The organism is Galenea microaerophila (genome assembly GCF_054657255.1).
On sequence record NZ_BAAHWZ010000002.1, the window covers coordinates 512728 to 537873 of the forward strand.

Annotated in this window: 23 protein-coding genes and 2 tRNA genes; 14 read left to right on the forward strand and 11 right to left on the reverse strand. The window is 45.2% G+C overall.

Annotated features, from left to right (window positions below):
- Positions 1-41: 41 nt before the first annotated feature.
- Entirely contained in the window at positions 42-1145 is a 1104-nt protein-coding gene (locus ACYQ05_RS07790) for a 5-(carboxyamino)imidazole ribonucleotide synthase (RefSeq protein ID WP_459819927.1), read from the forward strand.
- A 7-nt stretch (positions 1146-1152) separates the two neighbouring features.
- Here the strand turns inward: ACYQ05_RS07790 and ACYQ05_RS07795 are convergent, their stop codons facing one another.
- Genes ACYQ05_RS07795 through ACYQ05_RS07805 form a run of 3 tightly spaced genes read right to left on the reverse strand, consistent with a single transcriptional unit; the run spans position 1153 to position 4708 of the window.
- Positions 1153-2673, reverse strand: a complete 1521-nt coding sequence (locus tag ACYQ05_RS07795; RefSeq protein ID WP_459819929.1) for an NAD(P)H-hydrate dehydratase — start codon at positions 2671-2673, stop codon at positions 1153-1155.
- 34 nt (positions 2674-2707) lie between these two features.
- Positions 2708-3475, reverse strand: coding sequence for an undecaprenyl-diphosphate phosphatase (locus tag ACYQ05_RS07800; protein ID WP_459819931.1), 768 nt, complete (start codon positions 3473-3475; stop codon positions 2708-2710).
- 12 nt (positions 3476-3487) lie between these two features.
- Positions 3488-4708, reverse strand: a complete 1221-nt coding sequence (locus ACYQ05_RS07805) for a class I SAM-dependent methyltransferase (protein ID WP_459819933.1) — start codon at positions 4706-4708, stop codon at positions 3488-3490.
- Positions 4709-4793: 85 nt separating this feature from the next.
- Here ACYQ05_RS07805 and ACYQ05_RS07810 point away from each other — a divergent pair, with 85 nt between their 5' ends.
- Together ACYQ05_RS07810 and ACYQ05_RS07815 are read left to right on the forward strand one after the other, a co-directional pair.
- Positions 4794-5252, forward strand: coding sequence for a FliG C-terminal domain-containing protein (locus ACYQ05_RS07810; RefSeq protein ID WP_459819935.1), 459 nt, complete (start codon positions 4794-4796; stop codon positions 5250-5252).
- 12 nt (positions 5253-5264) lie between these two features.
- The gene (locus ACYQ05_RS07815) at positions 5265-5726 is read left to right on the forward strand and encodes a FliG C-terminal domain-containing protein (RefSeq protein WP_459819937.1); all 462 of its coding nucleotides are present in this window, start codon (positions 5265-5267) and stop codon (positions 5724-5726) included.
- Here the strand turns inward: ACYQ05_RS07815 and folB are convergent.
- Complete coding sequence (gene folB, locus ACYQ05_RS07820; protein WP_459819939.1) at positions 5723-6106, reverse strand: dihydroneopterin aldolase; 384 nt, start codon at positions 6104-6106, stop codon at positions 5723-5725. The genes ACYQ05_RS07815 and folB overlap by 4 nt on opposite strands.
- An 86-nt stretch (positions 6107-6192) precedes the next feature.
- Here folB and plsY point away from each other — a divergent pair, with 86 nt between their 5' ends.
- Complete coding sequence (gene plsY / locus ACYQ05_RS07825; protein WP_459819941.1) at positions 6193-6783, forward strand: glycerol-3-phosphate 1-O-acyltransferase PlsY; 591 nt, start codon at positions 6193-6195, stop codon at positions 6781-6783.
- 1 nt (position 6784) lies between these two features.
- Here the strand turns inward: plsY and tsaD are convergent, their stop codons facing one another.
- Entirely contained in the window at positions 6785-7810 is a 1026-nt protein-coding gene (gene tsaD / locus ACYQ05_RS07830) for a tRNA (adenosine(37)-N6)-threonylcarbamoyltransferase complex transferase subunit TsaD (RefSeq protein WP_459819943.1), read from the reverse strand.
- Between the two features lie 209 nt (positions 7811-8019).
- On the opposite strand from tsaD, the gene rpsU reads away from it, so the two are divergent.
- The 6 genes from rpsU (at position 8020) to ACYQ05_RS07860 (ending at position 13610) form a co-directional block, all read left to right on the forward strand.
- Complete coding sequence (rpsU, locus tag ACYQ05_RS07835; RefSeq protein ID WP_459819945.1) at positions 8020-8235, forward strand: 30S ribosomal protein S21; 216 nt, start codon at positions 8020-8022, stop codon at positions 8233-8235.
- 10 nt (positions 8236-8245) lie between these two features.
- A complete protein-coding gene (locus ACYQ05_RS07840) occupies positions 8246-8692 on the forward strand; it encodes a GatB/YqeY domain-containing protein (protein WP_459819947.1) in 447 nt (148 codons plus the stop codon).
- A 104-nt stretch (positions 8693-8796) separates the two neighbouring features.
- Complete coding sequence (gene dnaG, locus ACYQ05_RS07845) at positions 8797-10566, forward strand: DNA primase (RefSeq protein WP_459819949.1); 1770 nt, start codon at positions 8797-8799, stop codon at positions 10564-10566.
- A gap of 123 nt (positions 10567-10689) precedes the next feature.
- Complete coding sequence (gene rpoD, locus ACYQ05_RS07850; protein ID WP_459819951.1) at positions 10690-12477, forward strand: RNA polymerase sigma factor RpoD; 1788 nt, start codon at positions 10690-10692, stop codon at positions 12475-12477.
- A gap of 124 nt (positions 12478-12601) precedes the next feature.
- Positions 12602-12678 (forward strand) — tRNA-Ile (locus ACYQ05_RS07855).
- Positions 12679-12704: 26 nt separating this feature from the next.
- Positions 12705-13610, forward strand: a complete 906-nt coding sequence (locus tag ACYQ05_RS07860; protein ID WP_459819953.1) for a DNA ligase — start codon at positions 12705-12707, stop codon at positions 13608-13610.
- A gap of 102 nt (positions 13611-13712) precedes the next feature.
- On the opposite strand, the gene gorA is transcribed toward ACYQ05_RS07860, so the two are convergent.
- Both gorA and ACYQ05_RS07870 read right to left on the reverse strand, forming a co-directional pair.
- Entirely contained in the window at positions 13713-15086 is a 1374-nt protein-coding gene (gene gorA / locus ACYQ05_RS07865; RefSeq protein ID WP_459819955.1) for a glutathione-disulfide reductase, read from the reverse strand.
- Positions 15087-15164: 78 nt separating this feature from the next.
- Positions 15165-15908, reverse strand: coding sequence for a glutathione peroxidase (locus ACYQ05_RS07870; protein WP_459819957.1), 744 nt, complete (start codon positions 15906-15908; stop codon positions 15165-15167).
- 184 nt (positions 15909-16092) lie between these two features.
- Here ACYQ05_RS07870 and ACYQ05_RS07875 point away from each other — a divergent pair, with 184 nt between their 5' ends.
- Together ACYQ05_RS07875 and ACYQ05_RS07880 are read left to right on the forward strand one after the other, a co-directional pair.
- Positions 16093-17040 (forward strand): patatin-like phospholipase family protein, encoded by a 948-nt coding sequence (locus ACYQ05_RS07875; protein WP_459819958.1) that lies wholly within the window; start codon positions 16093-16095, stop codon positions 17038-17040.
- A gap of 184 nt (positions 17041-17224) precedes the next feature.
- Entirely contained in the window at positions 17225-17545 is a 321-nt protein-coding gene (locus ACYQ05_RS07880; protein ID WP_459819960.1) for a hypothetical protein, read from the forward strand.
- Between the two features lie 131 nt (positions 17546-17676).
- Here ACYQ05_RS07880 and ACYQ05_RS07885 read toward each other — a convergent pair whose 3' ends face one another.
- Positions 17677-18192 carry a DsrE/DsrF/DrsH-like family protein gene (locus tag ACYQ05_RS07885; protein WP_459819962.1) on the reverse strand — a complete coding sequence of 172 codons (516 nt, stop codon included), beginning with the start codon at positions 18190-18192 and terminating at the stop codon, positions 17677-17679.
- A gap of 73 nt (positions 18193-18265) precedes the next feature.
- Here ACYQ05_RS07885 and ACYQ05_RS07890 point away from each other — a divergent pair, with 73 nt between their 5' ends.
- Together ACYQ05_RS07890 and ACYQ05_RS07895 are read left to right on the forward strand one after the other, a co-directional pair.
- Positions 18266-19714 carry a diguanylate cyclase domain-containing protein gene (locus ACYQ05_RS07890; RefSeq protein ID WP_459819964.1) on the forward strand — a complete coding sequence of 483 codons (1449 nt, stop codon included), beginning with the start codon at positions 18266-18268 and terminating at the stop codon, positions 19712-19714.
- A gap of 95 nt (positions 19715-19809) precedes the next feature.
- Positions 19810-19885: transfer RNA gene (locus ACYQ05_RS07895), tRNA-Arg, on the forward strand.
- Here the strand turns inward: ACYQ05_RS07895 and ACYQ05_RS07900 are convergent.
- The 3 genes from ACYQ05_RS07900 to groES form a co-directional block, all read right to left on the reverse strand.
- Positions 19886-22735: an EAL domain-containing protein gene (locus tag ACYQ05_RS07900; protein ID WP_459819966.1), complete on the reverse strand. Its 2850-nt coding sequence runs from the start codon at positions 22733-22735 to the stop codon at positions 19886-19888.
- Between the two features lie 312 nt (positions 22736-23047).
- Positions 23048-24685 (reverse strand): chaperonin GroEL, encoded by a 1638-nt coding sequence (gene groL / locus ACYQ05_RS07905; RefSeq protein ID WP_459819968.1) that lies wholly within the window; start codon positions 24683-24685, stop codon positions 23048-23050.
- A gap of 54 nt (positions 24686-24739) precedes the next feature.
- Complete coding sequence (groES, locus tag ACYQ05_RS07910) at positions 24740-25027, reverse strand: co-chaperone GroES (RefSeq protein WP_459819970.1); 288 nt, start codon at positions 25025-25027, stop codon at positions 24740-24742.
- Between the last annotated feature and the right edge of the window lie 119 nt (positions 25028-25146).

The following is a 25146-nucleotide window of genomic DNA, read 5'->3' on the forward strand; positions in this document are numbered from 1 at the left end:
TTTTGCTTTTCGCTTTTAAGCATCAAAGGAATACGAAATATATGACACCCTTTAGTAAAAAAGTGGGCGTTTTAGGCGCCGGACAATTAGGCCGGATGCTTGCCATTGCGGGTTATCCTTTAGGACAAAAGTTTGGTTTTTATGGGTTTTCAAAAGATGAGCCATCCGGCTTATTGGGGCATATGTTCGAGCACTCCGATGAGACCGATTCGATAGAAGCCTTAGTAAAATTTGCCGATGTGATCACCTATGAAAGTGAAAACACAGATATTGAGTTGGTGCGAAAAATCAGTCAGACCGTTCCCGTCTACCCCAGTGAAAAATCCCTCTATATCTCTCAGCATCGTGGGCGTGAAAAAGCGTTATTAACCGATTTAGGCATTCCCTGTGCGCCTTATCAAATTGTGGAATCTCTAACAGACCTTCAGCAAGCAGTGGCTGCGCTGGGGCTGCCAGCTGTATTGAAAACGACTACAGAAGGCTATGATGGCAAAGGTCAGTTTGTGATTAAGCGCGAAGATCAAATTGCCCAGGCCTGGGATGAGATTGGCGGCCGTGAATTGATTCTAGAAGGGTTTGTGAATTTTAAGCGGGAACTTTCCATGGTTGCGGCGCGCAACCAAAATAATGAACAGGTGTTTTATCCATTGGTGCAGAATGTGCATCATGAGGGGATTTTGCGTTATACCATTGCGCCAGCACGCAATCTTTCAGAGACAGTGCAACAGCAAGCCGAAGCGTATATGCGCGCCTTATTAGAGGCGTTGGATCATGTGGGCGTTTTGACTTTAGAATTCTTTGAAACCGATCAAGGATTGGTGGCCAATGAGATGGCGCCTCGCGTACATAATTCAGGCCACTGGACCATAGAGGGCGCCTATACCGACCAGTTTGAGAACCACATTCGTGCGATCACCGGACTGCCTTTAGGCAGTCCTGAACCCCGACAACCTTTGGCGGCAATGATTAATATCATTGGTCAAACCGGTCCCGTTGAACAAGTGTTGCGGCACCCTAAAGCCTTTCTCCATCTCTATGACAAAGAAGAACGCCCCGGTCGTAAGCTCGGGCACATTAATCTTGTGGCGGACAGTGAAGAAGCCCTTTATGAGAGCATTCAGCAGTTTAAAGCTTTCTTGCCCTAAAGTGGACTCAATCAGGTTGCATGACGGTATTTAACGTTTTGAGCTGTTGGATGACGTCAGAAGGTGTCAGGGTCGGAAGATTTTGGTTCTGAATGGCTTGGTCAGCCGCTTGCGCATGGAGAAAAACGCCGAGTTGTGCGGCGGCCAAAGGTGAAAAGCCTTGCGCCAATAAGCTGGTGAGGATGCCGGTTAAAACATCTCCCATGCCGCCCGTGGCCATGCCGGCATTGCCTTGTGTGCACAGCCAAGTCGAGGCGCCATCAAAAATCAATGTTCCGCACCCTTTCAGTATCCAAATGCCGCCGTAGGTTTCATGCAGTAGAGAAATGGCTTCCAGGCGGTCTCTCTGAATCGCATCCGTTGAGGTTTTAAGCAGTCTTGCAGCTTCGCCTGGATGAGGCGTCAGGATCACCCGATTGGAGAATCGGTTCTCTAAAGATGGTTGAGCCGCTAAAAGATTTAAGGCATCAGCATCTAAAACCCAATGTTTGCTTTCATCCGTTAAGAGATGAGAAAGCACTTGTTCAAATAGTGCCTTTCCCCAGCGCTTTTGTCCTAAGCCAGGTCCGATACCAATGGCTTTTGCAGGGGAGAGTCGGGCGGCAAGTTGTGATGCTTCAAAGACCATCAGTTCTGGTTGTGCTTGGGTGATTGCGGTTTGATGTGCTGGCTGGGCCACCAATTGGGTTAGGCCAGCCCCCGTCGTGAGACACGCTTTCCCTGCTAACAAAAGGGCACCCATCATACTCTGATCGCCACCGATGAGCAGCGCTGTTCCATAGCTTCCCTTATGGGTATTCGCAGGGCGCTGCAACCAATTTGAAGTGAGAGTCGCTGCTTGGGTATTTAAGGTTTCAGCAATATAAGGGATTTGTAGTATCAGTTCAGGCTGTTCTTGGTGAAGGAATAGGTCATGAATAAAAATGCGACCCGCATGCGCCTTGCCTTCTGCTTGATAGAGCCCCATCTTAGGTACGATAAAACTGAGCGTGTGTGTCGCTTGCGTGGCGATGCCCAGCTTTGCACCGGTGGTGGCATCAATGCCTGAGGGCACATCTAAAGCTAGAATGGGTACTAGATTCTGTTTTGTATGCGTATTGATGAGCTGAATCACTTCTGCAAACTGCCCCTCAACTGGGCGCTTCAGTCCAATGCCGAAAATGGCATCAATGATCAATTCTGCATCCGTTAGCGCTTGTGGGGTCAATGGATAGGGATTGAGTCCGCAGTCGACCAGTTCATGTAAGGCGGTCAGCGCATCGCCTTTAATTTTGTGGGTGGGGCCGACCTGAAACATTTCGACCTGATAGCCCGCCATGGTAGCCAATTGACCAAGCATATAGCCATCACCGCCATTATTGCCAATGCCGCAGATGATATGCAGTTTTTGTACCGTTGGATAGTGCGTTTGGATATGTGCGAGCGCGGCCATTGCTGCGCGCTTCATGAGCAGGATGCTGGGCATGCCGAGTTGTTCGATGGCCGTTTTATCTAACTGTTGGGCTTGGTGGGCGCTGTAAAGTTTCATGGTGATACTCTTTTTGTGAAGTCGGGGGATAAAGTTAGGCAAACCCAATCAGTAATATCACCCCGAAAATAATACGATACCATCCAAAAACGCGGAAGGTAAAGTGCTCTAAAAAGCGAATAAACAGCGTCATGACGGCATAGGCAGTGATAAAGGCTACCACAAAGCCGACGGCAAGGGGTTCCCAGCTGGTGGCGGCAAATTCATGATAGTGTTTGAGCAAATCAAAACCAGAAGCCGCCGCTAAGACGGGCAGGGCGAGTAGAAAAGAGAACTCTGCCGCCGCTTTGCGATCCAGTCCTACGGCAATCGCCCCCACAATGGAAGCACCGGCGCGACTGGTGCCAGGAATGAGTGCAAAAGCTTGTGCGATGCCAATCCAGAAGGCTTGAGTCATAGAGAGATCTTCAACTTTACGGGTGCGATGGGTGCCTTCATTGTAGAGCGCCTCCATAATTAAAAAGATCACCCCGCCAATAATAAACATCCAAGCGACCGTGGTCACGGTAAACAGCTCTTTGATCTGATGGTGAAACAGCAAGCCAAGAATGCCAATGGGAAGAAAAGCGATGAAAATATTGCCCCAGAGGCGGAAATGTTCTAGATTGAACTTATCACGATAATGGCTGATCACTGCCAAAATGGCGGCCACTTGGATAATGACCTCAAAGGCTTTGTTTTCACTGTTTTGGTCGAGCCCCAATAGATCCGCGGTGATAATCAAGTGGCCGGTAGAAGAGATGGGCAAAAATTCTGTCAACCCCTCAATTAGGCCTAAAATAGCGGCTTGAAAAATATCCATCAAATTTTCTCCTTAAAGCGTGTGGCGTAAGTCGCGGTACATAAAGCCCATCAGTGGGTGATCATAGTTTTTGGTCAAGGCGATCACCTTAAAGGTTTCTCCCATCTCATCTGGTAGGGTTAAGGTTTTGACCTGTTGCGCAAATTTTAGCTGCTCTGTGATATCGGTACTTGTACTGGGTTGGGCTTGTAAGAGGCCACTGCCCATTAAAAAATGGGCTTGCGTGGTGAAGCCCGCGACCTTAAAGCCCGCATCAAACCCCGATTCGGCAACTTGGGTAAAATCAATGTGTGTGGTAATGTCTTGTAAACCAGGATAGAAAAAAGGATCGCTATGGGCACGATGTTGATAGTGGCAGCGCAGCGTCCCCATATAGCGCGCATTTTGGTAGTACTCTTGGCGTGTATAACCATAGTCAATGAGCAAGACTAAACCTTCTGCAAGCACCTCATTCACGCTCTTCAGCCAAGGGGCAATATGGGGGTGAATTTCTGTCCAGTAGCCTTTCGGGTTGTGAGTCGTTGGGTTGCCAATGATATGGAGCAGCTGGTTGGCCTGTTTTTGCCATTTGGGGTCGGTCAGCGGGCGGAAATCCCAAGTAAATTTGGCTTGGGCTTTATCATAAATCACATAGCCCATCGAGGCTTGATCTTCTGAAAAATGCAGGCGTTCAAATGGCATGGCATCTAGTACTTCATTGGCTAAAATGACCCCATGGATAGGGGATTCAGGGAGTTTATCCAGCCAGTGTACTTTGTCTAACCATGCTTGGGGTAAGGCTTGGGCTAAGGTCTGCTGTTGTACCGCTTTGAGATCAGCACTGAGCTCTAAAATAAAATAGTGCTCCAAGGGCCACTCTTGTTCGATAAAATGCAATAAAATATCTCTGGCCATTACACCGCGACCGGCACCAAATTCCAATATGGTTTTATGGGAGGGAATCTGTTCCAACACTTGTTGTGTTTGATTGGCAACACATTGAGAAAAAAGGGGGGAGATTTCCGGGGCGGTTACAAAATCGCCTTGCGCCCCAATTTTGGGAAGACCATTGGCATAATAGCCGAGATTAGGCGTGTAGAGCGCGCGCTGCATATACTCGCCAAAGGTCATCTGACCGGCACGGTTGAGATATTGGCGAATTTTTTGCGTCAGTTGTTCACTGCGTGCTTTGGCTTCCGCTGAAGGCTCAGGGAGTTGGCGATGAGATTTCATAGATAGTTTATGATTGTACATTAAAGTGGCTTTATTATAAGGGTAGGGTCGCTATTGGCAAGCGTTTTGCTTTGAAAGAGTCATCATAAAAGTTTTAGGAAATAAGATGAAGGTTGGGATTAAAAGGGTATCGGAATCTGAATGGCTGGTGCATGTTGGGTGTGCCTGGCTTCGGTTAGGGCGTTTTTCATTAGAGTTGCTCAATCTCTCTCTAGAAAATGCCATTACGCAAAACAGCTCTGCACATTTAATTCAAAGCTATATCCAGCTGGGACTTAAAATGAATGAGCTAGATGATAAAGGTATGCAGTTATTATTAAGGACTGTGGATCCTAAGGATATCGTGGTGCTTCTGCAAGTGTCCAATGATGCTGAGTTTGTCAAACGCGTGTTGAAAAATCTAGGTGTCTTGCTGGCTAAACAGATAGAGCAAGATTTGCAACAGAACGAGATGCCTTCCGAAGAAGCGATTAAAGCCAGTATTCGTCGCATTGCTGAGCGGATGTTTGAGATGGAGCAGAGAGGTGAAATCGAGTTCTTTAATGAAAATACGCAATATATTTAAGGCAGCTGTTGAATGGAAATTTCGGTTAAGAAACTCAAAAATCAAAACTTTGCTTTAGAGGTTGAGCCTGTTACGATCGAACTCACGCCGGAAGTGGTTAAAAGTCTCCATGAAGTGATTAATCTTTATCTTAAAAAGGGGCAATCCCAAAGTGAAGATTTAGAGAAAAAACTTTCGATTTTTCGTGCCCTGGCAGATAAGTTGGTGAGGGCTGATGATCGAGTCCTGCAACACTTTTTGTCCAAATTGACGCCTGGTCAGTTAGTGACTTTAGTGCGCCTTTCCACGGATCAAAAACTGTATCAAAAGGTTTTGAAAAATTTAAGCCGTACCAATGCGCGCCAGTTTGAAGAAGATTATCGAGAGATGGATAAGATCACACAGCATCAAGCGGTGGTTTACATGGAGCAGATTATCCCACAACTGAAAGCGGCCATTGCTGAGCAGAAGAAAATAGAAGCCGAGGGCGTTTAAGGGCGTTGCCGTTCAATACGGATGCCGACGGTTTCAGCTTCTTTGACGGCTTCGGGTTTGAATAGGGTGAGGGTAATGGCCTTAATGCCAGCAAACTTTTGGAATAGCTGTTGGCAAAGCGCTTCCGCTAAAGCCTCTAACAGTTCATAGCGCGTCTGTTGAATATGCCTAATTACCTGTTGAGCCACTTCTGCATAATCCACCGTCTCTGTTAAATCATCATTTTTCCCTGCGTCGTGTAAATCCACTTTTAATTCAAAGTCTAACAATAAAGGTTGAGGCTTCTCTTTCTCAAAATCATAGACGCCAATGACAGCTTCTACGCGCAGTTGGTGGATAAAAATGGTATCAAGTTTTCGAGGGGGTGTGGATGCAGACATGGCGTTCTCGGTACAAAGTGAGTCATTTTTTCATTATATCAGCTAAAATGTCCCCATTGCAGAATGAGAGATAAAGTGTGTTAGAGATGATTGGAATTGAAGGGTTGGCAGTTGTGGTGGCCTATTTATTGGGATCGCTTTCCTCAGCCATTATTGTCTGTCGCTTAATGGGGTTGGGGGATCCGCGAGAAGGCGGCTCTGGCAATCCAGGTGCCACCAATGTTAAGCGACTTTATGGGACTAAGCCCGCTGCCATTACTTTGTTAGGGGATATGCTCAAGGGGTTGATCCCGGTGGCGATTGTCAATGGCTTAGGCTGGCCGCCTGAGGTTGTTTTTTTAGTCGGTTTTGCGGCCTTTTTGGGGCATTTATATCCGCTCTTTTTTGGCTTTAAAGGCGGAAAAGGGGTGGCGACGATGTTGGGGGTGATGTTTGGGCTATCGCCCTGGATTGGTGCAGCAGTGGCTGCGACCTGGCTCTTTGTGGCCAAGGTGATGAAAATCTCTTCCCTCTCAGCGCTGATTGCTGCGGTGTTGGCTCCTTTTTATATCTATTGGCTATCGGGGGAAATGAGTTGGGTGTGGGGCAGTGGATTGATGAGCGCACTGTTAATCTGGCGCCATCGTTCCAATATCCAGCGACTCATTAAGGGCGAAGAAGACCTCATTCAACGCTGAGTTAAATGGGGGATAGTTCTGTCAGCTGCCAGCGAGGATTGGCCGCAAAACTTAAATCTTCCTGTTGTCCGGCTAATAATCTTTGAGCACCTGCATAAGCAATCATCGCCCCATTATCAGTACAAAATTCTGGACGCGGGTAAAAGGCTTGCCCGTCCAATTTTTCCATTAAGTCACTGAGCTGTTGTCGAATTTCTCGATTGGCACTGACACCACCGGCCACTACTAGAGTTTGGTAGCCGGTCTGTTTTAAGGCGCGTTGACATTTGATTTTTAAGGTGTCCGCTACCGCCAATTCGAATGCGCGACAGATGTCTGCTTGTGTTTGTGCGCTGTCATCGCCTTTTTCCTTAGCTGCTAACCAGGTATTTAAAGTGAAGGTTTTAAGGCCGCTAAAGCTCATGTCTAGGCCGGGTCGATCGACCATGGGGCGTGGAAATTGAAAGCGGTTGGGGTCACCTTTAAGCGCCATTTGTGAGACGATGGGTCCACCGGGATAGCCCAATCCTAGCATTTTGGCGGTTTTGTCGAATGCTTCCCCAACGGCGTCATCCAGTGTGTCGCCTAGGATTTCATAACGGCCAATGCCTTCCACTTTAACAATCATCGTATGGCCGCCGGAAATCAGTAAGCAGATAAAAGGAAATTTCGGGGCGTTCGCTTCTAACATAGGCGCCAAAAGATGCCCTTCCATATGGTGAACGCCAATGGCTGGAATATTCCAAGCAAAAGCTAAACTGCGCGCCACGGCACTGCCGGCTAAAAGCGCGCCCATCAGTCCGGGACCTTTGGTGTAAGCAATGCCTTCGATCTGTTGAGCGGAGAGTTGGGCGTCTGTTAGGGTTTGTTGAATTAAAGGGGTTAGCTTGCGTATATGATCGCGAGAGGCGAGTTCCGGCACCACGCCACCGTATTCAGCGTGTAGCGCAATTTGAGAATAGAGGGTGTCGGCAATCAAACCTTTATCGGTGTCATAAATGGCAATGCCGGTTTCATCGCAAGAGCTTTCAATGCCTAAAACAATCATGCATGATCTCAAAATGTGAGTCAAAGAGACCGGATTATAACGCAATTTTTAGGTGATGATGAAACGTGTAAAGCTTTACTGCATCGGAGACTAAATAAAATTTGCAATATAAAGTCAATAAAATTATAATTCTCGTTTTCCGTTATCTGCGCTTAATTCTAAGGCGCAGCAGACATTGAAACCGAATTAAAATTTTAAGAGAAGAGATTATGCCAACCGTAAAAGTAAGAGATACTGAACCTTTTGACGTTGCCTTGCGTCGTTTTAAGCGCGCTGTAGAAAAAGCAGGCATCTTAACTGAAGTGCGTAAGCGTGAATATTATGAGAAGCCTACTTGGGCGCGTAAACGTAAAAAAGCTGCGGCTGTTAAGCGTTTAGCTAAGCGTCTGTCTCGTGAACGCGTGAATGCAGTTCGTAAATATTAAGGGTAGATAGATGTCTAACCTGAAAGATCAACTGACGGCAGAAATGAAAACGGCCATGAAGGCGAAAGATAAAGATCGTCTTCTTGTGATTCGTACCATTCAAGCTGCAATTAAGCAAGTTGAAATTGATAATCAGACGACTTTGGATGATGCCGGTGTCCTAGCAGTGCTAGACAAAATGGTGAAGCAGCGTCGTGATTCGATCAAGCAATATACCGATGCAAACCGTCCAGAATTGGCGGAAAAAGAAGCCTATGAAATTACCGTCATCCAAGAGTTTATGCCGCAACCGCTAACACCCGAAGAGATTGAGCAGATGGTGGATGAAGCCTTGGCAGAAACAGGTGCCAGCTCCATGCAAGAGATGGGCAAGGTGATGGGCATACTCAAGCCTAAGATGCAAGGTCGCGCCGATATGGGTGAAGTCAGTAAATTGATTAAGGCTAAGTTAAGTTAGTTGATTCATTAATCAACTGCCTTTGCTTTTCAGGTTAGAAAACCCACTCATTTGAGTGGGTTTTTGTGTTTTTGTCCATGTGCAATGGAGCTGACTGATTTACGATGGCCAATTCGTCAAAGCCAGTCCGAGGAACCATTCCTCGTACATTTATTGAAAACTTGCTGAATCGTGCGGATATTGTGCAGGTGATTCAACAGCGTGTGCCATTGAAAAAAGCTGGCAGCAACTACAAAGCGTGCTGTCCCTTCCATTCGGAGAAAACCCCTTCTTTTAATGTCAATCCACAGAAACAGTTTTATCACTGCTTTGGCTGCGGTGCCAGCGGCGATGCTTTGAAATTCATTATGGCGTATGACGGCTTGCCTTTTGTGGATGCCGTTGAGCAGTTGGCCAGTATGTATGGCTTGGAAGTGCCTTATGAAAAGCGTTCCCAGCAAAAGGTGGTGCAGCAGAGGCAGCAGCAAGATCTCTATGAAGTGATGCATTCCGTGACAAAATACTATCGCCATCAACTCCGAGATCATCCCCAAGCGAAGCGGGCTAAGGATTACTTAAAACAGCGCGGTTTAAGTGCAGAGATCGCTAAGACATTTGTGATTGGCTATGCCCCAGACGACTGGCAAAATCTGCAACCGGCTTTGAAGGCAGATGAGGGGCTCACGCAGCAGCTTATTGAAGCCGGCATGTTGATTAAAAATGAAGCAGGACGCATTTATGATCGCTTTCGTGATCGAATTATGTTTCCCATTCGAGACATTCGCGGACGAGTCATCGCTTTTGGTGGGCGTATCCTAGGAGAGGGACAACCCAAATATCTGAATTCACCGGAAACGCCGATTTTCCATAAAAGTTATACGCTGTATGGTCTCTATGAGATGAAGCAGGCGCGTCAACATTTTGATCATATTATTGTGGTTGAAGGCTATATGGATGTGGTCGCCTTAGCGCAATTTGGCATCCGGAATGCGGTCGCCACCTTGGGAACAGCGACCACGCTTGAGCATCTAGAGCTGCTGTTTCGTCAAGTGAATGAGATTGTTTTCTGTTTTGATGGCGATGAAGCGGGGATCAAAGCGGCTTGGAAAGCCTTGGACTTATGTATTCCATTAATGGGTGAACAGCGCTCGGTGAAGTTTCTTTTTCTGCCGAAGGGGGAGGATCCCGACTCCATTGTGCGCAAAGAGGGTTCGGAAGGGTTTCAATCCCGCGTCAATACGGCCTTATCGCTGTCACAATTTTTAATAGAAGGATTGCAGAATCAGCTGAAAGCCCCCTTAAGCAGCGCAGAAGGACGCCAGCATCTGGTCGCTTTAGCTACGCCCTATGTGCAAAAAGCGCAGGGGCTTTATCAGTTTTTGCTGGCTGAAGCGGTTGCCGAACAGGTGCAGCTGCCGACTTGGCGCATTGAAAAAGAGATGGGCGTGCGTTCAGGGTTTGCCACGCCTAAAGCCCCAAAATCCCAGCAGACCTCTCCCACGATAAAAGTGGTCTCTTTGCCGATCAAATTGATTCGTTTGTTGTTAAAGCGCCCTCAATGGAACCAGGTGTTTTACCCTGGTTTTGCGCAAGATGTGGCAAATCTTGGGGGCGCAGATTACGCGCTATTGGCCAATGTGATTCATCTGCTCAATAAACATCAAGGTTCGGTTGAGCCGATATTCGCTTGGCTACAAAGATCGCAAACGTCTGAAACACTTGCTTTGATCCAGCGGTCTGAATTACCCGATGAAGATGTCTTTTTAAAAACGGAGTTTAATGCATTGATGCAGCAGCTGGCTAAAAAAATGGCCACTCAGCAGGTGAAACAAGCGGGTTGGGATAAGTTGGCATTACAAAATTTACAACAACTGCTGACGTCACGAGAAAAATAAAGTGTAAAGAGTAGAAATTTTAAAAAATAGCACTATATAAAAGTTAAGTAGTATAATATACGGTTCCATTTTTCCATGTCACCAGACGAAAATCTGGGCGTTGAAGTTGAATATGAGGCGAACATGACAACAAGAGTAGAAAGAAAACAACAACTTATTGATTTAGTTGAACGCGCAAAAGAGTTAGGCTATCTAACCTACGCGGATATCAATGATGTCATGACTGAAGATGTGGAAGAGGACCAGCTGGCGCAGGTCATCACCATTTTGAAAGACTTCGGGATTCGTTTATTTGACTCTCCACCAGATGAAGAAGAATTGATTGCCCAAGAAGGTGGGATTTTCGATGAAGCCGCGGCGGAAGCTGCAATGGCCGCCTTGGCAGAAGTGGATGCAGAATTTGGTCGCACCACGGATCCAGTGCGGATGTATATGCGCGAGATGGGGTCGGTGGAATTGCTTTCTCGCACGGGTGAAATTGAGATTGCCAAGCGGATTGAACATGGCACGCGTGATATGCTGGATGCGATGGCGAAATATCCGATTACCGCTAATGCGGTATTGCAAGTATTTGAGCAGATGGATGAGGGCATGGGTAAGCTAGCCGATGTGATCCAAGGATTTATCCGTCCAGAAGACTTAGAAGATGTGCCCATTGAAGAGCTTTCACCTGATAATGAAAGTGGTGAACCGCGTGACAATACGATTAAGCCAGAAGATGTGGAAGCTTTTGTTCGCGAGTTGAAAAAACTCAATAAAGCGGCGATTGAAGCAGAAGAAAAATATGGCATTCGTGATGAACGTGCGAAGGAAAAACGCCAAGCGGTCATTGACCATTTGCGCACCGTTAAGCTCACCCCAGCCTTTAGTAATCAATTGATTAAAGACATTAAAGCAAGAATTAAGCAGATTCGCGAGTATGAAGGCAATTTAGTCGAAATTATCGTTCGCAAAATAGGGGTCCCAAGAAAAGACTTTATTGAGGAATTTGTTGGCAAAGAAACAGATTATACATTGGTCGATCGCTTAAAAGAACGTGTTCCCGAAAAAGCCGAGCAGCTTGAAGCGGCGAGAGAGGATATCAAACGCAATCAGAAGCGTCTAGCGATGATTGAAAAGGCAGAAAAGATGCCGATCTCCTATTATAAGGAGGTGTATACCGGATTGAGTAAGTCTGAAAGAGGTGTACGCGTTGCGAAACGGGAAATGGTCGAAGCCAATTTGCGTTTGGTGATCTCCATTGCCAAAAAATACACGAACCGAGGCTTGCAGTTCCTGGACTTGATCCAAGAAGGTAATATCGGTTTGATGAAAGCGGTGGATAAATTTGAATATCGCCGTGGGTATAAGTTTTCAACCTATGCCACCTGGTGGATTCGTCAAGCGATCACCCGTTCCATTGCGGATCAAGCGCGCACTATTCGTATCCCCGTGCATATGATTGAGACCATCAATAAGCTCAATCGTGTTCAGCGTCAGCTTTTACAAAAAATGGGGCGTGAACCGACACCAGAAGAGTTGGCAGAAGAGATGGAGATGCCAGAAGATAAGATTCGTAAGGTGATGAAGATAGCCAAAGAACCCATCTCTATGGAAACGCCTGTGGGTGAAGATGAAGACTCCTCATTGGGAGATTTCATCGAAGATGCAAATATTTTATCCCCTGCCGAGACAGCAGATTTAGAAGGGATGAGTGAGACCGTTCGGGATATGCTCAACACCTTAACGCCTAGAGAAGCGAAGGTATTGAGAATGCGTTTTGGATTGGGAATGAATACCGATCACACTTTAGAAGAGGTCGGTAAGCAGTTTGATGTGACGCGCGAGCGTATCCGTCAAATAGAAGCCAAAGCCTTGCGCAAGCTTCGCCATCCTAGCCGAGCAGATCGCCTGAAAAGCTTTTTAGAATAATCAAATAGGTTGCATCAGCCCATTGACCGATAACCATCGATGGGCTGGTAAATTCTCCTAACAAATGATGACAATTCCTTTATAATACCGCAAAATTCAAATCCCAATTCTTACCTTTTCCTTTGCCCCCTTAGCTCAGTTGGTTAGAGCACCCGACTCATAATCGGTAGGTCCACAGTTCGAGTCTGTGAGGGGGCACCATTTATTTTGATCACAATGCCCGTATAATGATCCAAATTCTCTTGTGGCATAAGGCGGTAATTGTGCGTTTTCTTTGGTTTCTTTGTCTTCTTTGGGGGCTGGTTTTCTTTTCCAGTGGTTGGGCAAAAAGCCCTGATCATCAACCCGACATAATGCTCCTAAAACCCTATCACTCAGTGGACCTCACGCAGGGGCAATGGGTTTGGAGTGAAAAGTTTGATGGGGTGCGCGCTTTTTGGGATGGGCATGACCTATTCTCTCGTGGTGGTAAAGTGATTCATGCGCCGGCTTGGTTTTTAGCGGCTCTGCCACCGTTTGCGATTGATGGGGAGTTGTGGTCGGGGCGCGGACAGTTTGCGCAGACAGTCTCGATTGTGCGGCAGCAACAGCCCGATTCACGCTGGCGACAGATTCACTATCAGATTTTTGAAGTGCCTAATCAGCCGGGTGGGTTAAAACAGCGCTTGGCAAAATTGCGCACTTTTTTGCAGCGTCATCCTGCCTCCTTTATCCATATCATCGCTCAGCATCCGGTGAATCGTGAGCAGGTTTTACAGAAAGCATTTCACCAAGTGATTCAGAGAGGGGGTGAAGGTTTGGTGGTACGGCGGGCAGATCTCCCCTATCAAACAGGGCGCCTAGCGACCGCATTGAAATTAAAACCTTTTGAGGAGGCAGAGTGTGAAGTCGTCGGTTATCGTCCAGGCAAAGGTAAGTATCAAGGTAAGGTGGGCGCTTTGCTCTGTCAGATGAGCAATGGTCAAAATGTGCGCCTGGGCAGTGGGTTGACCGATGCACTTCGTGCACATCCACCGAAAATTGGCGCGGTGGTGACGTTTAAGTTTATGGGCAAGACTCAGCAGGGTCATCCACGTCATCCTGTCTTTTTGCGTATTCGACAAGATGCGGATTTGCAAGGATTGAAAAATTGAGATAAAGATTAAAAAATGCCAGAATTCCCAGTCCTGCTAGGCTTGAAAAGGGTTTTTTAGTGATTTTACAGGGTGGCAGGACTGGGGATTTTAGGCGTTTTGTTATTTAAAAATCATTGGCCGCATGGTGACCAGCTCTTCTGAACTGGTGGGGTGAATGGCAATGGTGGCATCGAGGTCAGCTTTGGTGGCGCCCATTTGCACGGCGACGGCAAACCCTTGGAGCATCTCATCGGCACCATCGCCGACAATGTGAATCCCGACCACTTTTTTCTCTTCGCCGACAGTCACCAGTTTTAGCGCAGTTTTGATTTGATGTTGGGTAAAAGCGTAGCGCATGGGGGTGAAGATCGAGGTGAACACTTCCACATGATCATGTCCATACTGCCTGCGCGCTTCATGTTCGGCCAAGCCGATGGTGCCGACAGGGGGGTGAGAGAAAATCACCGTGGGTACTTTACTTAAATCCATTTTCAGTTCAGGCTTGTTGTTATAAAGACGCTCTGCCAGATAGCGTCCAGCACGAATGGCGACTGGGGTGAGTTGTGGTTGTCCAGTGACATCGCCAATGGCATAGATATTGTCTACAGCAGTACGGTGGTAGTCATCGACTTCGATAAAGCCTTTTCCATTAATGCTCAAGCCGGCATTTTCCAGTTTAAGCGGTTCGGTGAGGGTGGTGCGACCGACAGCCCAGACGACTTGGTCAAAACCTTTGAGAATGCGACCATCATCGGCGTAAATGTTTAAGGTGCCCTCTGCCGTTTTTTCTAATTTGGTGACTTTGAAGTGGTACGCTTTTTGAATACCTGCCTCAATCATGGCGTCGGTAAGGGTTTCGCGAATCATGTCATCGAATCCGCGCAACACTAAATCTTTTCGGCTCAGCAGATGGGTTTCGGTGCCGAGTGCTTGAAAGACGCCGGCGAGCTCGACGGCAATGTAACCCGAGCCGACCACGGCCACCTTTTTCGGCTGTTCCGTGAGGGCAAAAAAGCCATCAGAGGTGAGCCCCAGTTCGGCATTTTCCACCTCTTGCGGAATGAGCGGTTGTCCGCCGGGGGCAATCACAATGGTTTTGGCGGTATAGCGTTTACCGTCCACTTCAATGGTGTGCGCATCGACAAAACTTCCCCAGCCTTGGATTAGATCCACGCCGAGCTCTTGTAAATAGCCTTGATACCAGGTGGTAATGTTTTGAATATAATTTTCGCGTTGTGTCACCAGTTTGTGCCAATCGAACCTTTCAACCTGTAAATCAAAGCCGTAGTCGGGGGCATCTCTGAGCGCTTCGGCAATATGGGCACCAAACCACATCACTTTTTTGGGCACGCAGCCGATATTGACGCAGGTGCCACCCACTTTTTTGGCTTCGACCACAGCACATTTAACCCCATACTCGCGCGCACGTTCCACGACGGAAAGGCCGCCGCTGCCCGCGCCAATGGCGATTAAATCATAGTCATACTGCTGCATAATAAACTCCTTGAATAAAAATGGGGGATAAAAAAGGGGCGCTTAGCCCCTTTAAAATAATAGTCATTATTTTAGCATTTACGCTTTATGGGCTAAGACCTTTTCCAGCTCTTCTGAACCGCCGATATATTCCCCTTCAATAAAGATTTGTGGCACGGTGTCTTTGCCTGTGACAGCACGCAGCGTGCGAGAGGTGATCTCATGATTGGAAATTTCAATCTCCTCATAGTTAATGCCAGCCTCTTCAAGCATTTTTTTGGCTTTGGCGCAGAAAGGGCAGCCGGCTTTCGTGAAGAGGGTTGCCGATTTAGGGGGTTTCGCTTCAGGATTAATATAGCGAAGCATGGTATCTGCATCAGACACTTCAAAAGGATCGCCAGGTACATCCGGTTCAATAAACATTTTTTCAATGACGCCATCTTTGACCAACATAGAATAACGCCAAGAGCGCATGCCAAAACCTAGATCACTCTTATCGACTAACATGCCCATGCCTGCGGTAAATTCACCATTACCATCAGGGATCATGGTGATATGTTGTGCCTCTTGATCTTTGGCCCATGCATTCATCACAAAGGTGTCATTCACAGAAAGGCAGACGATTTCATCGACGCCATTTTGTTTAAAGACCGGTGCTAACTCATTGTAGCGCGGTAAGTGGCTGCTGGAGCAGGTGGGGGTAAAGGCGCCAGGAAGCGCAAATAGTACGACGGTTTTGCCTTTAAAAATGTCATCGGTGGAAATATTGACCCAGCTGTTATTTTGTTGTGTGGGCCAGATTACATTGGGAACGGTTTGTCCTTCACGGTTTTCTAATGGCATGGTTTTCTCCTTGGTTGGGGGAATTGAATTAAAAAGCTTTGAAGCTTGAGTATTAGTATAGGATATCTAAATTAATAGTTAAAGATAATTGTATATATTCTAATTATAGTCTTAGGCTATCATTAAAGACGGTTGGTCAAACTGTGATAGAATCCATTTTATGCGCAAAGGTGAGAGACAATTGATGAGCAAGCGAAAACAAACAGTGTCTTTAGTTCTAGGCAGTGGCGGGGCTTTAGGACTGGCCCATATAGGGGTGATTCATTGGTTGGAAGAACATGGGTATCAGATTCAATCGGTATCAGGCACTTCCATAGGTGCCTTAATTGGGGGCATTTATGCGGCCGGTAAATTGGAGGAATATGAAAAATGGGTGCGGGGCATTGATAAGGTGGATATTTTCTCCATGCTGGACTTTTCCTTAGGCAATGGTGGAATTGTTAAGGGCGAAAAGGTGATGCAATATTTGATCGGCATGGCTGGCGATACCTTGATTGATGACTTACCCATTAAATATACAGCCGTAGCGGCGGATGTGTTTGAAGAAAAAGAGGTGTGGCTGCAGTCAGGCAAGCTCTTTGATGCCATTCGTGCTTCCATTTCCATTCCTCTTTTTTTTACACCTTATGAACTTAATGGCCGCACTTTAGTGGATGGTGGGGTGTTAAATCCTGTCCCTATTGCACCGACGCTGTCGGATCATACGGATTTGACCATTGCGGTGAATTTAATGGGTAAGCCGATGCAACGAACTCCATTGAGCTCTACTCTGATTCAAGGGGATCAAGATCTGCTTCAAGAGCAGACGAAGCATGAAACCGGGTGGGTAATGGAGCAGACTTTGAAACGCTATTTAAAGGAGTTGCAAGATACCATGCGTGCAAAGCTGATGCCCAATTTAGGGTTCTATGATTTGGCCAACCGTTCTTTTGATACAATGCAAGGGACGATTGCACGCTTAAAACTCGCGACCTATCCGCCTGATGTGCTGATCGAGATTGAACGGGATCGCTGCGGGATTTTTGAATTTGATCGCGCAAATGAGATGATTCCTGTGGGCTATCAAAAAGCGCAAGAAGCGATGGACAGATTTGACCCGCAATCACCAAAAGGATGGTTTTTAGGTGAATAAAAAAATTGAGACCTTTGCATGAGTGGGATGCGAGCTAAAAATGAGAAAAAATTTTCCTTATCTAGGCGGGAAACGCAGGCAATAGCCAGCTATTGCCAAGTTTTCCAACAACGATAGGGGAAATTTTAGCCATTTTTAGCCGTAGAACCATCTCGTGCAAAGGTCTCTTAAAAGGAGACGTTTTATGCAAGAGATGTGGCAACAGTATATGCAAAATTTAGCTTCGGGGGACCAAACCACTTTAATTGCCTCTTTGGTTGGCGTCGTGGTTGCTTTTTTTATCATTAAAATGATCACTGGATTGGTGAAAGCAGCGGTGATTATTGCGATGTTGTTACTGGCAGGCGCGCTGTTCTTTCCGGATGCACAAGTCATAGAAAAAGTGGGTAAAGGTGCGCAAGTGGTGATTGAAAAAGGACAGCAGGTGAGCGAAAAGTTGATTGAGCAAAAAGGCCCGATTGTGAGTGAAAAAGCGCAAGAGATGGCTCAAAAAGTAAAAGAGTAAATAATCATGTTTTTTGAAAAGGGTCGGTCAATGCAAGTGAACAATCTGCTTATGTGCGAGAGAAATAAATAAGTCGCATTAAAAAACCATTCATATCCTAAAAAAGGGCTTTAAGCCCTTTTTTATCAATGTCAGATAAAAAGAGACTGATTTTCAGGTGAGTGGGCAAAATAGGTGGCTGCACCGGCAAATTGCACCCCTTCGATAAAGTCATCTGCTTGATAGCCGAGCAAATCCACCGTCATTTGACAAGCGGTAAATTGCACCCCCATTTCTAGACACAGTTGGCGCAACGCTTCAAAAGGCAGCTGTTGATGTTGAGCCAAAGTCTTTTTAAAACTCCATGTGGCCAGTGAAGTCATGCCGGGTAAACTCCAGATAAGATCTGGTAAACAGCGTAAATCCTGCTGCTGTAGCCAGCGAGGACCGATAGGCAGTTTTAAAGGCATGGCAGGATTGCCGACCGGCGAGACTTTGAGCTTGCTGGTATCTTTTAATAAGCAGTTGAGACCATAAAAGGTGCAAAAAATCCCAACTTGCTTATCCATGGCCGCTGCTGTACTGGCTAAAACCAATGATGGATAACACCAGTCTAAGGTGCCCTTGCTTTGAATAAGGCTAAATTGTGGAGCGTGTGAATTATTCATAGGTTTATTTTACTGATTAAATAAGATTGATACAGGGTATAATCTTTTCCAATCAATAATTAAAGTTTTTTCTATGAATTCATTCAATGATTTAAGCGCAGGACAACCTCATGATGGTCGGCCGATACATTTGCGCACATTGGTTTTTGTCTTACTGGCTTATTTCGTTTTTTCTGGCACCTATTTATGGCAAACCTATCAGCTGAATAAACAGTATTTAACCTGCATTCATCAATCCCAAAACAGGATTGAAGCCAAAGGGGTTGAGCGGATAGTGCATAATAATCTGTTAGATTTAAGGCGCTCGCTTAAAGTATTTGTCAATGCGCATCAGGCGCTCATTGCCGATTTGGCACTGCATCCAAAAGATAAGGTGCTTCAAGATGAACTTTACGAAAAATTAATGCGTTATTTTCCTGAGATGGGTGGCTTTACCATTGCGGATGCTCAGGGAAACCTCTTGTTCGATGATTTTGGCGGCACCATTAGCGATATATGCCGGCGAGATATTCAGCATTTTGCCCAACCCCCTCATGCAGGCTTAATGCAACTACATCCCAATCACGTTTTTCCGCACGTTGATTTGATGGTGCCTATCAATTTAGATGATAAAAAGTGGGTATTTTTTATCAATATTTCGGCGAAAAAGGTTGTGGAATGGTTGCAATATGTCACTTTAGAAGGCACGCATTCGCTGTTAGTGAAAATTGATCGGCAAAAGCAAGTGGTACTGATTGATTTTTCTGATCAAGGTTATCGTCATAGCTATCCCCGCCAATGGCAAATGTCCTTATCTGCATTAAATGCTTTACCGAATGTGGCCATGAAAAAAATACCTGGCACCTTGTGGACGGCAGTTGTTTATAGCAGTCAAGAAGCTTTAGCGCAAGACCAAAAGCAACTCCGGCAAGCTGTGATACAGGGTTTAGGCTTGGTGGTGGTATTAGGCGCTATTTTCTTGCCGATTATTTTATATTTTGATTATAAAGCGCATAAGGCGCGTGCCCAGGTTGCATACTTAGCTTATCATGATCCATTGACAGGATTATTGAATCGGCTTCAATTTAAAGAGCGCTTAATTCAGAGTGTGCAGCTAGCGATACGCAACAAGAAATCGATTGCAGTGCTGTTTTTGGATCTGAATGGTTTTAAGCCGATTAATGATACTTACGGTCACAAAGTGGGCGATGAAGTGCTGAAAACGGTGGCGAAAAGATTGAAGGAAACCTTAAGAACGTCGGATATAGCTGCACGGTTTGGCGGGGATGAGTTTATTGTGGTGTTAACGGACATTCGGCATCCAGAAGATGTGCTTAAAGTCGTCGATAAATTAGAAGAAGTGATTAAGGCGCCTATTGAGGTAAATGGGATTTCCGTTTCTGTTTCCGTGAGTATTGGCTATGCGCTGTTGGATGACTTTACCGAGGCGGATGATGCTGAAAAGGTTGCAGACACATTGATTAAGCAGGCAGATATGCATATGTATCAGGTCAAAGAAGCCTATCACCAAAGCATTCGTTAAATTGAGACCTTTGCATCCCACTCATGCAAAGGTCTCAAATTTTTCCCAAAATTTTATGTAAGCAGCTTATAATATCCTTCTTTCAAAATGCACATGCGCCCATAGTTAAACTGGATATAACGTGGCCCTCCGGAGGCTATGTTGGGGGTTCGAGTCCCTCTGGGCGTACCATTACTTATCGAGATGTTTCTGTAAAAATTCTGTCGCTTCATCGCCTTTTAACGGTTTTGAAATCCAATAACCTTGTATAAATTCACAGCCATGAGCTTTTAAGTATTCAAATTGTGCTTCATTTTCAACGCCTTCCGCCACCACTTTTAAATGCAGTATGTGGGCAATAGAGAGAATCGTTTTGACTAACTCTTGATCTTGTTTGTTCTCTAAGATTTCCATAATAAAACTGCGATCTATTTTAAGGACATCCAATGGGAAGCGTTTAAGATAGCTCAAAGAGGAGTAGCCAGTTCCAAAATCATCTAAGTAGATGTTACAGCCATAATCTTTAATTTTTTGTAGGCCATTCAGAATGGTTTGGTTATTTTGCATTAAGAGTCCCTCAGTAATTTCAAAATGAAGGGTATTCACTGGGAACTGTTTCTGCTGAAGCGCATCTAATACTTCTAGTACACTCGCAAACCCATTCTCGGCTTGCACTGGCGAGAGGTTGATAGAAATATGAATTTCTTGATGTGGGAATTGTTTTTGCCATTGCATGGTTTGATTGGCGGCTTCGCGAATCACCCATTGTCCGAGCGGAATGATTGTCTGATTGAGTTCGGCAATCTCAATAAAGCGGTCAGGGGGTAAAAAGCCGAGCTCAGGATGGTTCCAACGGATCAGTGCTTCAAAATGCTGAATGTTTTTTTGCGTGTCGACAATGGGTTGATAGGTCAAATAGAACCCATGCTGTTCAGGATCTCCGCTTTTGGCGATTTTCGATAAACTTTCCGTAATGGTTTGTTTAAAGGCGAGGGTGTGGGATAGATCTGAATGGTAATAGGCATAGCCATTTTTGCCCTTTGATTTGGCTTCATACATGGCCAGATCGGCATTGATTAAGAGCGTATTTCCGTCATTCGCGTCTTTAGGATAGAGCGCTATCCCAATACTCGCAGACACATTGATGCTTAAATCTTCATCGATGGTGACCGGCTTGGAAATGGCATCGATAAGTTTTTGTGCGATCTTTTTCGTGTCTTCTGTCTCTTTTAGCTGTGGAATTAATATGACAAACTCATCACCCCCCAGTCTAGAGGCGATATCACTGCTACGAATGCAGATTTGAATACGTTTGGAAATCGTTTGTAGCAGCTGATCGCCAACATGGTGTCCTTTACTGTCATTGATATTTTTAAACCCATCTAGGTCGATAAATAGAAGTGCCAGCTGTTCTTGGTTTCTCTGATGTTGTTTGATCAACAAATTGAGTATTTCGAGTAAATAGCCTCGATTAGGCAGCTGTGTTAAGGGATCAAGGTGTGAGCGAGTCCAAATCTCTTGTTCATAATTTTCACGATCGCGAATGAGCGTGTTAAATGATTTTGCCAAGCTGGCGACTTCATCTTTGCCATCAATGTTAATTGGATGAAAATAGTGGGAAGTGGACATCTTGCCAAGCTCATCAGATAAAAGTGAAATCTGTTTAATGCGCGAGAAAATATACTGCATGAGTAGAATCAGAATGAGGGTGATGAGCAGTAATCCGATAAAAATGAGTATATTCACTTGTTTTAACGCTTCGACTTCGGCTTCAACCTCTTCTTGCATGCAATGAAGTAATTTATCCTCGGCCAATGCAATCTCTTGAATAGGCTGGCTGGCTAGCTGCCACCATTCCAAAGGGGGGATTGGGGTATAAAAATGTTTTAGATCCTGAATGGCCTCTATAGAGGCTGCTGTGTCAATCTTGACTTTATCATCAATTTCATCTGTATTCATGGCTAAGTCATGATATAGGTCCATTGATTTGAGTTTTTCTTCATAAAGCGAAAAGATGCGTTGAATAATTTCTAAATCTTGTTTTTGTCGCGAAGTATAAGCAAGCTGAGCAAGCTTGGGTAAAATTTGTTTGAGTCTTTTCAAGTCTTTTTCTGCTAAGTGATAATCGAGACTATCGTGACGTAGGATATAGTTTTTATAATGGTGAATAAAGCCCCCATAGCCGATGACAGAAAGTAAATCGAGGAGCCGTTGTTGCAGGAGAAATTGATCTCTTATTTGAAGTTTTAGTGCGGTTATTTTTTGATACTTATCGGTATTTAGATGGGTGAGCAGCTGTTGAATGTGTTTAGCTTCATGACGCTCTTTTGATTCTTTATCTGCTGCCAAAAATTGTCGATCGTTATAGATGTCGGATAATTTCTTTAGGTAATGCTTTTGGCGTTGAACAATCCCACTGAATAAAAAATAATGATCGGTATCCAGTTTTTTGGATAGGAGGATTTGCATCACGATACCTCTCTCTTGGCCAAAGAGCTCTTTGAGGTTGGTGAGCGTATTAAGGGTCGTCAGATCTAGACTTAATGCATTATTTGATAGAGGAAGTGTGGCTTGACTGAGCATTTGTTGGTTAAAGGCAGCGAGTTGTGCGATCAGTGCACTGTAAGCTTTAAAACTTTGTTTACGTTTGCGTAGTTGATCGAGCTGTTTCAGTGAAGAAATCAGTGCCTTCTGGTTGGGATAGTGCGTTTCTAAGGCGTGAATAAGGTTTTCCTGGGTGAGTAGTCGGTCGGTTTGTGTTTCAGCTGATTTAAGCAGTTTGTTAAAAGAAGATAGGGCGTGTGCCGCATCTGTTTGTTTGGTACTTTGATTTAGAGACTGAATATAATGTAAGCCTCTTTCTTGAGCTAAAAGTGTGATCAGTTTTTGGATTTTATTTGAAAGATGGTAAGTTTTTTGGGCGGTCTGGTAGGATTCGTATTTTGTGAAATTACTGAAAAGCAGATGGCCTGAGAGTGAAAGCAGCATGGTTAGGATAATCAAAAATCCTAATAAAATAGGTGTTTTTAAAGATTTGAACATAATACGGTTAAATTCTCTTGAGAGACGCTTGCCATCCTGTGTAAAAGCTTGTCATGAATTCACCATTTTATGAAAAATGAAGAAGATTTGCATGTAATTTTTATTAAAGAAATAGCAGTGTTGTGCAAAACTTGGCAGAATTGCGTTGTTAAATTGTAGCGGGTTGTTTGCTGAAAAAAAAAAGGATGTAAAACCTTCTGCTGTAAAAATAGTGGGTGGGCACTATTTGAGGCGTTCTAAAACCGGAAAAAGAAAAGGGCCAGCAAAATGATTTGCTGGCCTTAGCTTTAAGTGCGGATAAAGGGAGATGAATTACATCATGCCGCCCATTCCGCCCATGCCACCCATGTCTGGAGCAGGCGCTGCACTTTCTTTGGCTGGGATCTCAGCAATCGCGGCACCTGTTGTGAGGACAAGTCCAGCAACAGAGGCAGCGTTTTGTAAGGCTGAACGAGTCACCTTAGCTGGGTCGATAATCCCCGCTTCGATCATGTCAACATATTCTTCTTTATTGGCATCAAAACCGAAGTTACCTTCATGCTCAAGCACTTTGTTGACAATGACAGAACCTTCTAAACCGCAGTTTTCAGCGATTTGACGCATAGGTTCTTGCATTGCGCGTAGTGCAATTTGAATACCGACATCTTGGTCATTGTTGTCACCTTTTACATCCACTTTAGACATGGCGCGAACCAAGGCAACACCTCCACCGGCAACAATTCCTTCTTGCACTGCAGCACGGGTTGCATGAAGGGCATCGTCCACACGGTCTTTTTTCTCTTTCATTTCCATTTCAGTCGCTGCACCTAACTTCAAGACAGCAACACCACCGGCCAGTTTAGCTAAACGCTCTTGTAGCTTCTCTTTGTCATAATCAGAAGTGGTGGTCTCAATTTGCGCCTTGATTTGTGCAATACGCGCTTCAATGTCTTCTTTAGAGCCGGCACCGTCAATCAACTTGGTGCTGTCTTTACCGACAACGGCAGATTTACATTCACCCAGCATGTCTAAGGTCACATTTTCTAAAGTGAGACCCACTTCATCCGTGATTAAAGTTCCGCCAGTCAGCACAGCCATGTCTTGCAACATCGCTTTACGACGCTCACCAAAGCCAGGTGCTTTCACTGCAGCGACTTTGACAATACCACGCATATTATTGATCACCAAAGTCGCTAAGGCTTCACCGTCAACATCTTCAGCGATGATCAAAAGTGGACGGCCAGACTTAGAAACCGCTTCTAGAGTTGGCAATAGGTCGCGAATGTTTGAAATTTTCTTATCATGCAATAAGATGTAAGGATTTTCTAATTCAGCGACCATTTTTTCTTGGTTGGTGACAAAGTAGGGGGATAGGTATCCGCGGTCGAATTCCATCCCTTCTACCACAACCAATTCATCTTCAAGTGAAGAACCTTCTTCAACCGTGATCACCCCTTCAGTGCCCACTTTTTCCATTGCATCGGCAATCATTTTACCAATGGCAGCATCAGAGTTTGCAGAAATGGTTCCTACTTGCGCAATCGCATCGTAGTTATCGCAAGGCTGAGACATGGCTTTAATTTCTGCGACAACGGCATCCACCGCTTTATGAATGCCGCGGTTTAGATCCATTGGGTTCATGCCTGCGGCAACAGACTTCATCCCTTCGCGAACGATGGATTGTGCCAATACGGTTGCAGTCGTGGTTCCATCACCCGCGACATCATTGGTTTGTGAGGAGACCTCTTTGACCATTTGTGCACCCATGTTTTCGAACTTGTCTTCCAAAGAGATTTCACGGGCAACAGAAACACCATCTTTGGTAACAGTTGGGGCGCCAAAAGATTTTTCGAGTACCACATTACGACCTTTAGGTCCTAAAGTAACTTTAACTGCGTCGGCAAGGATATTAATCCCTTCGACCATTTTTTCACGAGCATCTAAACCGAATTTGACTTCTTTTGCTGACATAATGCTTTCCTTCCTTATTTAATCAATATTACTAATGCGTTAAATACGTCTTACTTAGTCTTTAATGGCAATGATGTCGTCTTCACGCATCACCAATAATTCTTCACCGTCTACAACCACTTCTTGGCCAGCGTACTTGCCAAAAAGGACTTTGTCGCCGACTTTTACCGACATTGCAATGGTTGAGCCATTGTCTGCGATTTTGCCTGGCCCTACCGCAACGATTTCACCTTCAGCAGGTTTCTCTTTTGCAGAATCAGGCAACACAATGCCGCCTGCTGAAACTTCCTCTTCTTCCATTCGACGCACAACAACACGGTCATGTAAAGGTTTAATTGCCATTCTTCTTTCTCCTATTGAGTCATCATCAAGTGAACTTATGAAATTAGCACTCTCCTGTTTAGAGTGCTAATTATTTTATAAAACAAACTTAGGGTGTCAAGTTAATAGGGATAAGAATT